This window comes from Microcystis sp. LE19-131.1A (assembly GCF_027532015.1).
Classification (GTDB): Bacteria; Cyanobacteriota; Cyanobacteriia; order Cyanobacteriales; family Microcystaceae; genus Microcystis; species Microcystis ichthyoblabe_A.
This window is the reverse complement of record NZ_JAPZSS010000072.1, coordinates 1-9,981: the sequence shown is the minus strand read 5'-3', so window position 1 is coordinate 9,981 and position 9,981 is coordinate 1. Positions and strand designations below refer to the sequence as shown.

Sequence of the window (9,981 nt, the reverse complement as noted above, 5' to 3'; positions counted from 1 at the left end):
GAAACAGGTGCAAGATTTTGAGAGAATCGTGCTTCAAAACCTTGCGTCTTCATCGGCCCGCGTCCTGTAGGGGCGAAGCATTCGGATAAAAAATCTACGGTTTCACCGATAGGTTATTGCCCGAATGCTTCGCCCGTACTTTGTCAGCAAACCCTATTTAGCATCAGTTTAACCCATTTTTCAAGAATCTAGGCTAGAATATGAAGACAAGACGTATTGCTCTGGGTTAATCTACTCTGTAGAAGCTAAGAAGGTAATCAAAATGGCTAAATATTCGCCTCTTATCCATGTATCTCCTGAAACTATGAGTGGTGTTCCTGTTTTTTCAGGTACTAGAGTTCCGATACAAACACTTTTTGATTATCTTAAAGCAGGAGAATCAATTGATGATTTTTTAGAGGGTTTTCCAACGGTAACAAGAGAACAAGTTATTAGCTTACTTGCAGAATTTGAAAAAGAGCTTATTGATAGGGTAGCGTGAAATGAGGCTTCTTTTAGATGAATGTATTGACCGAAGATTAATGAGGGAGTTTACAGGTTATAATATCAAAACTGTTCCGCAAATGGGATGGACTGGGATCAAGAATGGTCAACTGTTAGGTTTAGCTTCACAAGAATTTGATATTTTTATTACAGTGGATAAGAATTTGCCGTTTGAGCAAAATTTACCGCAGTTTAATCTAGCTATTATTATTTTACAATCACAATCAAATCGTTTGGCTGATTTAAAGCCTTTGGTCCCTAAAGTTTTAGAAGTTTTGGCAACAGTAACAAAAGGAACAGCAACAGTAGTAAGTTTATAACAACCTATTTAAAATGAATTTAAGCCATTTTTCAAGAGTCTGGGCTAAAGGCTTTAACAAGCCACTTGTAAGAGTTATTTCGCTACAGATACATAAGATATGAAAACAAGGCGCATTAGACTGCGTTAATGCACCTTTAAAGAATTAATCTACAATATTGCAGCAATTCTCATTTTAAGGTTTCATGACATTAAAACCCTTGCACCTAGAGGGGTTAATAATTCTTAACGAATCTCTAGATCGCTGAAACAACGCAAAATCGTTTCAAAATGAGAATTGCTGACAATATTGCTTAAATTAATGTTTCTTCTTGAGTTGACCCTCAACAGCCCCTCCCAATAGACTACCACCAACTGTAGCACCAAGTAATGAGGCACTGCCTGCAGTGGCAGTTATAGCAGCAGCGGTACCTGCGCTAACTCCTAATGCACTTGTAACAGCACCAATAGCCGCTGCCGCTGGTACTGCTACCGGCGCAGCTACCACTGCAACCCCTATTCCTGCTGCTAATCCTAGTGTTGTACCTACGGGATTTTCTATCATAGAATGTAGAAAGGCGTGGGAGGCATGGTGAGTTATTTCATGGGGTAAGTGAACGCTCATATAATGTTAATCCTCATAATAGAGTTTATTAGGCTTTAAGAACCGCCTTATTATGGATATGCTAATTGATCAATCTTAGAATTTTCAAGACGGAAAAAAACGGATATTGTCGGAGGTTTTGTTAACTATGTTTACAAATATCGGAAAATAACGGATAATGACGGTATTGTGTCTCCAAATCTTAACAATACTCCCATGGATACCCAAGAAGTCTTCTCACTTATTGATAATCTGGTTTTTGACCACACGGGAAAGCATCTCGATACATTGCAATTAGGGATTTTAAAGAACGTTTTTGATGGTCAGAAATATGCAAAAATAGCAGAAAAATATAATTGTTCTGAAGGTCATGCCAGAGATAAAGCCTATGAACTTTGGCGCATTCTTTCGGAAGTGTTAGGGGAAGAATTAAATAAATCAACTGTTCGATCAGCAATTGAAAGATTTATTACCACGAGTAGTACCAATAACATAGTAAATTCTGTAAAAATTGATCAGGTTACTTTTTGTCATAACCCTTCTAATAATCGAGAAATGGAAAATTATAATATTTATAAAACTGAAAACAATGTTATTAAAGCAAAACTAGAAACTGTTCCCAAACTAATAGGATTAGGATTAACGATCGAACAAATTGCTCAAGCTCTTGATTTAGATATACAATTAATTTTAGATAGTCTCAAACCAGAGTAACTTTGATAACTTTATCAAGATATGGATGTCAAGCTGCTTTGATACACAATTGACAAGGATAGGGAAATGGGGTTCTTTTGGATTTGGTGGGTAAAGCGTATTCTAAGATACAGTCTTGCGGGCGAGGGAGTGGAAGGAACCACAGAAACACAGAGGACACAAAGATCGATCGCTACTATATAAGTTAAACTTATCACACAAAGTTGAGAAGAGCCTTATTTTCCCTTGATCGCTCCAGCATTTATGCTAAATTTACCTCGCCCACTTCAGTCTGTTAAACTCAACTGTTCATAGCTCTAAAAATTTCACCAACAGAGATTTTTTCGAGCCAACAACCTATAAAAAAGTTGTCTAGCCGTAATTCCTATAATTCAATCACACCTGCTATTAATTTCCAGCAGGGAGCTTCTCCTTCCCAATTTGCCGAAGAGATCCAAGGCAGACTAAGACTGACGGTAACAAAACAGTTTTGCTGAGGTTGATAGCCTGTATTTAATTTCTCGACAAATACGGGATCAGTTATCTTTGCTTCTGTCAAACTGTTACCATTCGCCGTTGTAATTGTGCCACGCCACTCAAAATTTCCCTTTGAATTTTCTTTTTGATATACTCTAAAACTCTGCACTTGAATCAACTGGAGAGTATAACGTTGATTGAAATTAAGATTTTTCAAATAAGAAGGATTAACATATTTAATTGAATTGTGCAGTATTTTTGTAGGGGTTCTACAGTGCTTTCCCAAATCATTGATATTGAATCTACCTACACATTTCCATTCACCGGGTAAAACGGAAAGATTTTCCGATTCAAACCCAAAATCATTGCCAGTATCAGCAAGGGGAATTTCGAGAATATCTAAAACTTTTGGTTCTTTACCAGAAATTAGTCTAACTGATCGTGGAACCCTGCCATCTTCTGGATAAAGAGAATCACACACAGGACGAACCCAATTTCCTGAACTAATATCAATTCCAGCGATACAGCGTTCATTTAATTTCCATGAATTAGCAAGACAGACAATTTTTTTCAGAGATGACATATATTGACATTCCCCCATTTATCCTTTAAATATTCGGCCACTAAACGACGGTGACAATTATGAGGTTTTGCCTCACTACAGAGTAAACAAGCGTTATTAATTACATCTGGAGAAACTTTTGTTTCAATCCTGCGGCTACTAATAAGTTGTCTAAATTTTTGTTCGTATATTGTCCAATCAACTTTTTTCTTTTTATATTCATCAAGAATATCTTGAGTTGGAGCTAAGTCTAAAACATGAACATATTCAATTCCACCGATGACTTTTAAAAAATATTCTAGGTCAGCTTTTTTACTAAATCCTGCTAATTGGGAAACATTATTTAAACGAGTATCTATAACTCTCTTAACGCCAGCTTTTTGTAAGTCATCAAAGAACTTCTGTGCAGTCTTTTGAGTAAAGCCGATTGTAAAGAGATTGATTGTCCTGTTCATCATAATTACCACTTGTTTCTATATAAGCAATTGCATCACCCTGAAGCTTATAAGCTTTCTCCAAACATTCTGCTTTTGTGAGAAGATTGCTATTTGGCTCGACAAATAAAGAAAGCTGAATTTCTTTTTGACTACTTGCTGAAAAATCTGTCAAACTATGTTTAAACAGCATTCTTTCTTCCAGATGGTCATGAGATTCCAAGTCACCATTTTTGAGAATATGATAAATATCTAAATCGCAATGACGTAGATGTTGACAAACCAGAATCGCTCTATGACATTCAATCGGGTCTTTCTCCGCACACATAAGGGCAATTCGATGTTTTTTCACTCCCTGTAAAATTCGTTCAATTCCATGATTAAAAGCAGATGTTTTAGCAATTTTTTCGTATAAAGCCTTACCATTGACATAACATTCTTCGCTGCTCGGTCTGGCTCCTAATTCCTTGCCCAAAAACACATAGTAAATGCCTTCACTTTTTAAAGCATTTGACAATATTGACTGATTAAAATGCTTGAGAAATCGGCTATAAGGATGAGAACGAACATCAGCAAGGGCAGTTATATTATGCTTCTTAAGTAGAAGCATAAATGAGGCAATTTCATGATTAGAGTGACCGATGGTGAATAACTGCATCAATATTATTATTCCTTCGATGAAAGCCTACAATAATCATTGTAGATCAACCATTGCCTAGACAGGGGAACACCATCGGGCTAGAAGTGACTCTATAGGCAGAATATCCTAACTTCTAACCCTGATTATCGGTCAGGGGTCGATGTTTCTCGATCAAATCGATCGCCTGGGTGACACTTTCCGGGAAAATTACCACTAAACCACCCTCAGAAACCGTGCTTAAAGCCTTCTCTAAAGCTTCCGTTTCATCGAGAATAACTTCCGGACGCAAACTGCCATTTTCTTCGCTAATTCCCCGGAGAATTAAATCGGCCACTTCCCCCCGGCGGCGACCGCGAGTATCGTTATCTTCCTTAACAATAATTCGATCGAACATAAGCGCCGATAATTTCCCTAATAAAATTAAATCATCATCCCGTCGATCGCCCGGTCCCCCAACCACGCCGACTTTTTCGCCGGACCAATTGCCGACAAAACCGCCGACGGCTTCGTATCCGGCGGGATTATGGGCATAATCGATTAAAGCGTGATGGTGTCCCAAGTCAAACAGGTTCATCCTACCGGGGGTCTGGGCCACGGAAGGTTTAAAAGTCCGCACCCCTTGGCGAATTAACTCGATATCGATACCATGCACAAAAGTGGCCAAACAGGCGGCCAAGGCGTTAGCAATCATAAAAGGAGCCATTCCCTGCATAGTCACGGGAATATTAACCGCTTCCTCGATTCTCAGCGTCCATTCTCCCTCTAGAATCGACAGATAGCCATTCTCATAGATGGCGGCCATGCCACCGCGACGGATATGGTCGTGAATAATCGGGTTATCGGGACTCATGGAAAAATAAGCGACTCTTCCCTTGACTTTTTCGGCCATACTAACGGTCAAGGGATCATCGGCATTTAAAACCGCGTAACCCTCGGCGCTAACCACCTCGGCAATAACGCTTTTTACTTTCGCCATCTGTTCGATGGTGTCGATATCACCGATACCCAAATGGTCGGCGGCCACATTTAACACCACCCCCACATCGCACTGATTAAAGGCTAAACCCGATCGCAGGATACCACCCCGGGCCGTTTCTAGCACGGCAATCTCGACTGTGGGATCCTTCAAAATCATACTGGCGCTGTAGGGACCGGTGTTATCGCCCTTTTCTACCAGATAATCATCGATATACACGCCGTCCGTCGTGGTAAATCCGACTACTTTCCCCGTTTGTCGGCAAATATGAGAAATTAAGCGGCTAGTGGTGGTTTTGCCGTTAGTTCCCGTAATGGCCAGAATTGGCACGCGACTGGGAGTCCCGGGGGGGAATAACATATCGATAACTGGGGCGGCGATATTGCGGGGTAAACCGCGACTGGGGGCGACGTGCATCCGAAAACCGGGGGCGGCGTTGACTTCTACGATTACCCCGTCCACTTCTTTCAGGGGTTTGCGGATATCCTCTGTCACCACATCGATCCCGGCAATGTCTAAACCGATCAATTTTGCCACTCTTTGGGCGATCCAGACGTTTTCGGGGTGAATTTCGTCGGTACGATCCACGGCGATGCCGCCGGTGCTTAAATTAGCCGTGGCCCGCAGATAGGCGATCTCTCCGTGGGCTAAAATGCTGGTTAATTCATAGCCCTGTTTCTCTAGCACATTAAGGGCGGTTTTGTCAATAGTTATTTTAGTTAAAACGTTGGCATGACCGTCACCCCGGTTGGGATCTTGATTAATAATTTCGATTAATTCTTCTACAGTTGAGCGCCCATCACCGACGACGTGAGCGGGAATCCGTTCGGCCACGGCGGCGACTTTACCATTTATGACTAAAATTCGGTGATCACTGCCTTTATAATACCTTTCTACGATCACGCTGCGGGTTTTCGAGGCGGCACTGGCTAGATCATAGGCTTCCTCTGCTTCCTGTTGAGTTTTAACATCGATGCTGATGCCCCGGCCGTGGTTGCCATCGAGGGGTTTAATCACGATGGGAAACCCTCCCACTTCCTCGATTGCCGCTGACAACTCATCCAAGTATTGAATCACCGTACCCCGGGGGACTGGAATCCCACCATCCTTGAGGATAGTTTTTGTGCCTTCCTTGTCACAGGCCAACTCAACGGCTAAAATCCCCGAAAAACTGCTTAAAGTGGCTTGAATGCGCTTTTGGTGAACGCCATAGCCCAATTGCACCATGGCACGAGCGCTCAGGAGTAACCAGGGAATATTTCTAGCTTGTGCTTCTTTGACGATGGTTTCTGTACTCGGACCGAGGGAGGCATTATTGCATAAATCGCGTAAATCGGCTAAATCTTGGGCTAATTCTTGCTTAGGATAGGTTCCCGTATCGACAATCGATTGACACAAACGCACGGCAGCTCGACCCGCATAACGTCCCGCTTGCTCGTCAACGTACTCAAATACCACGTTATAGACTCCGGGGGTGGAGGTGCTTCTAGTGCGACCAAACCCGACGGGAGTTCCTGCCAATTCCTGCAATTCTAGGGCGATATGTTCAATGATGTGGCCCATATAAGTGCCAGTGCGGACTCGTTCAAAGAAACCGCCGCGATAACCGGGGGAGCAGTAATGTTCGACTAAACTGGGGAGAACGTCGATTAATCCCTCGTAAAAGCCGGGGATTTCATTCGATGGCTTCTCTGCGAGATCTTCGAGATCCAGACGCATAACAATGAGCTTGTCGCGACGAATACTCCAGTAGTTGGGACCGCGCAGGGTTTGGGTTCTGAGAATTTTCATGATGCTGGTGTTCGCTGTTGAGAAGCACAAAGAAGCCGTTGTTTATTGTCTGGTTTTCTGAGAGCGGTAAACTGTTCATCGTGAACAGTTTTTCAGGAGTTTTTTTACCCCAATTTAGGGATCACTTGCTGTTTTTTGAGATGATAGCCATCACCGTAGGCCAGAATATGTACCCGCAGATTATGCAGACTCAGGGGTTCGTTAGCGGTGACGTGATGGTGGTTGGTGTGGGACATTTCCCTAGCATTAATTACCGTCACTGTACCGCAGCCGATTACTGTCATCGTGCCATCCCGTTCAAACATAGCGCAGGTATCCTCATCAATGCCAATTCCTAAACGTTCAGGATAACCGGAGATAGCGCTCATTAACCGAGCCATGCGGTTGCGATTGTGGAAGTGTTGATCGACAATGACTTCAGGAATGAGACCTAATCCCATGGCCATATCCACTAGGGCCCGATTGGGTGCTTCCCCACTGCTGCCCCCGGCAATCATGTGATGACCCATAACGGCGGCCCCGGCGCTAGTTCCGGCCAGGGTTAATTCTCCCTGTTGCACTCTTTGTCTGATTCTTTCCATCAGGGGAGTATCGGAGAGCAAACCGCATAAACGCAGCTGGTCGCCTCCGGTCATAAATACACCTGTACACTCTTCGATGTAGGCTTGAAATTGGGGGTCTTCTCCCTGTACGCGATCACGAATATCGATAACTTTGACGTATTTTGCCCCCATTTCCTCGAAAATCTTCTGATAGCGATCGCCGATTAGAACCGGTTCTCTGGAAGCGGAGGGAACAATAGCGATCACTGCTTCGCTACCCCCAGCGCGATTCCAAAAGGTATGCAGTATCTCTTTACCGTGGACTTTATCCTCGGCACCTCCAATGACTAAAATCGCCGTTTTGAGAGATACGGGGGTAGGATTTTGGTGGTGTTGGGTTTCTAGCTCGATGATCATGTCACTGAACGAATAGACATTTTTAGGGATGGAAGGTTTTTCGGGAAGATGGACAGGTATCTTGATCTTATTTTCCCTGAACGGTTGATGGAAAAAAATGCGGTTTAGGAATATTTTTCGGGACATCAAGCAATAGTAGAGGCGATTTTAGCAATTTTCTTCGATCCACTGGCAATGACGGACTGTTAGTTAACTTTTAGTCTAGGCTAGACTTCGATCACTCAAGCTAGAGCCAGAAAAACCCCTAGACAGTACAGGATAGTCTATCATGTTATTGAGATAGACTAGCGCCAAATTAGCAAGATTTTAACCGATCGAACCGTGACAAAATGATACATTAAACACTATCCCAGTCTAGGCCTTAATTTTCCCCGTGCAGTTTGACATTATTACTCTCTTTCCCGATTTTTTTACTTCACCGCTGCGGTCGGGGTTGTTGGCAAAAGCTCTCGAACGCGACATCGCTAGGGTAAATTTGGTCAATCTCCGGGATTTTGCCCACGATAAACACCGTCGCGTCGATGATGAACCCTACGGTGGTGGTGTGGGAATGTTATTAAAACCAGAGCCAATTTTTGAGGCGATCGAGTCTTTAGAAACTTTACCACCCCGGGAGATCGTGCTGATGACTCCCCAGGGGGAACCTCTCAATCAAGCTTTACTGAAAACTTGGGCCAGTAGTTATCAGCAGTTAATTCTCATCTGTGGCCATTATGAAGGGGTAGATGAGCGGGTTTGTGAGCATTTGGTGACTAGAGAGGTATCTTTAGGGGATTTTGTCCTAACTTGTGGGGAAATCCCGGCTTTAGCGATTATTAACGGGGTGACGCGGTTGTTACCCGGGACGGTAGGTAAGGCAGAATCGTTGAAATTGGAGAGTTTTGAGGCAGGTTTATTGGATTATCCCCAATATACCCGGCCGCCGGTCTTTCGCAGTTGGCAAGTGCCGCCGGTTTTGCGATCGGGTAATCATCAGGATATCGCTGATTGGCGCTATCAACAACAACTCGATCGCACTAAGGAACGTCGTCCAGATCTCTGGCAAAAATGGCTAGAGGAACAGGATTAATCGCCAAAAATGCTCCCGTGGGAATGATGAATTATGAATGATAAATTATGAATATAGCGTTTCCTAAGCTAGTGAGGTACACCTATTTTTCTTCCCTTTTACCTCTTGCCTAAAACCCATAACTCTTGTACCTCAGCAGACTGAAAACTGCTATATATAGTTTTCCCGACTGTCTCAAGAAACCCGTTTTCTTGTAATAAATATTAATTTCTGTTACAGGGGTATTGAAAAATTCGGGATTCTTTGCATAAAATAGTCCCATTAATCTTTTGCGGTCAGCGTCATGACTTCTACCCTCTTGCCGAGCTTTCCTGCTGTTGACGATGCTTTGTTCAATTTTGCTCAATCTGATGGCTTGAGTCAAGCTAATCGGGTGAATAGTGCGAGAAATCAGCGTTTAACCGCTACCGTAGTTTTCCTCGATGCTGGTGTTAGCGATTATCAAAGTCTCCAAGCTGGGGTAATTCCAGAAGTCGCCACGGTTATTCTCTCTCCCAATCAAGACGGAATCGAACAAATATCCGCTTTTTTACCACAAAATCCCCAGATTACCACCACCACCTCTATTATTAAATCGGTGCGTTACGCTATCGCGCTTCACCCCTAAGAGTAAGCGGACAACTCAAATGAACCAAACAACCGCCAATTATGATGAACCCTGGAAAGAAGCATTAACCGAGTATTTTGAAGCGTTTTTATACTTCTTTTTTCCTGAAGTTCACCAATTGATTGATTGGACAAAAATTCCCGAATCCCTAGAAAAAGAACTTAAACGGATTACCGCTTCAGCAAAGACAAAAAAACGTTTCGCTGACAAACTCTATAAAGTCTGGTTACTCAGGGGTGAAGAAGTGTGGATTTTGATTCATATTGAAATTCAAAGCCAGTACGAAGAAAATTTCCCTCAGAGGATGTATATTTATAACTATCGGGCCTTTGATTTGTATCAGAAACCAGTTATCAGTCTCGCTATATTAGGAGATGAACGAGTAAAT

At 42.8% G+C, this 9,981-nt stretch carries 11 protein-coding genes and 1 pseudogene; 6 read left to right on the top strand and 6 right to left on the bottom strand.

Features of this window, described 5'->3' with window-relative positions; genetic code table 11:
- Positions 1–262: 262 nt before the first annotated feature.
- The 3 genes from O9323_RS06540 (at position 263) to O9323_RS06530 (ending at position 2,099) form a co-directional block, all read left to right on the top strand.
- Positions 263–481, top strand: a complete 219-nt coding sequence (locus O9323_RS06540; protein WP_002781447.1) for a DUF433 domain-containing protein — start codon at positions 263–265, stop codon at positions 479–481.
- A gap of 1 nt (position 482) precedes the next feature.
- Entirely contained in the window at positions 483–803 is a 321-nt protein-coding gene (locus O9323_RS06535; protein WP_002781446.1) for a DUF5615 family PIN-like protein, read from the top strand.
- A 798-nt stretch (positions 804–1,601) separates the two neighbouring features.
- A complete protein-coding gene (locus tag O9323_RS06530) occupies positions 1,602–2,099 on the top strand; it encodes a helix-turn-helix domain-containing protein (protein ID WP_288124857.1) in 498 nt (165 codons plus the stop codon).
- A 14-nt stretch (positions 2,100–2,113) separates the two neighbouring features.
- Here the strand turns inward: O9323_RS06530 and O9323_RS06525 are convergent, their stop codons facing one another.
- The 6 genes from O9323_RS06525 to O9323_RS06500 all read right to left on the bottom strand — a co-directional run bounded on the left by O9323_RS06525 (position 2,114) and on the right by O9323_RS06500 (position 7,917).
- Positions 2,114–2,296, bottom strand: coding sequence for a hypothetical protein (locus O9323_RS06525; RefSeq protein WP_235194868.1), 183 nt, complete (start codon positions 2,294–2,296; stop codon positions 2,114–2,116).
- A gap of 167 nt (positions 2,297–2,463) precedes the next feature.
- Positions 2,464–3,138: a dual OB domain-containing protein gene (locus O9323_RS06520; RefSeq protein ID WP_288124856.1), complete on the bottom strand. Its 675-nt coding sequence runs from the start codon at positions 3,136–3,138 to the stop codon at positions 2,464–2,466.
- Positions 3,126–3,572, bottom strand: a complete 447-nt coding sequence (locus O9323_RS06515) for a DUF488 domain-containing protein (protein ID WP_002738277.1) — start codon at positions 3,570–3,572, stop codon at positions 3,126–3,128. Before O9323_RS06515 ends, O9323_RS06520 begins: the two co-directional genes overlap by 13 nt.
- Positions 3,508–4,209: a DUF488 domain-containing protein gene (locus tag O9323_RS06510; protein WP_002736234.1), complete on the bottom strand. Its 702-nt coding sequence runs from the start codon at positions 4,207–4,209 to the stop codon at positions 3,508–3,510. Before O9323_RS06510 ends, O9323_RS06515 begins: the two co-directional genes overlap by 65 nt.
- A gap of 115 nt (positions 4,210–4,324) precedes the next feature.
- Positions 4,325–6,958 (bottom strand): cyanophycin synthetase, encoded by a 2,634-nt coding sequence (gene cphA / locus O9323_RS06505; RefSeq protein WP_288124855.1) that lies wholly within the window; start codon positions 6,956–6,958, stop codon positions 4,325–4,327.
- 104 nt (positions 6,959–7,062) lie between these two features.
- On the bottom strand, positions 7,063–7,917 hold the full coding sequence (locus tag O9323_RS06500; RefSeq protein WP_002754723.1) for a cyanophycinase: 855 nt from the start codon (positions 7,915–7,917) through the stop codon (positions 7,063–7,065).
- 373 nt (positions 7,918–8,290) lie between these two features.
- Between O9323_RS06500 and trmD the strand changes: the two genes are divergently transcribed.
- The 3 genes and pseudogenes from trmD to O9323_RS06485 all read left to right on the top strand — a co-directional run.
- Positions 8,291–8,986, top strand: a complete 696-nt coding sequence (gene trmD / locus O9323_RS06495; RefSeq protein ID WP_002774139.1) for a tRNA (guanosine(37)-N1)-methyltransferase TrmD — start codon at positions 8,291–8,293, stop codon at positions 8,984–8,986.
- Positions 8,987–9,269: 283 nt separating this feature from the next.
- Positions 9,270–9,593 carry a DUF4347 domain-containing protein gene (locus tag O9323_RS06490; protein ID WP_288124854.1) on the top strand — a complete coding sequence of 108 codons (324 nt, stop codon included), beginning with the start codon at positions 9,270–9,272 and terminating at the stop codon, positions 9,591–9,593.
- Positions 9,594–9,612: 19 nt separating this feature from the next.
- A pseudogene (locus tag O9323_RS06485) lies at positions 9,613–9,981 on the top strand (hypothetical protein); the annotation flags it as partial.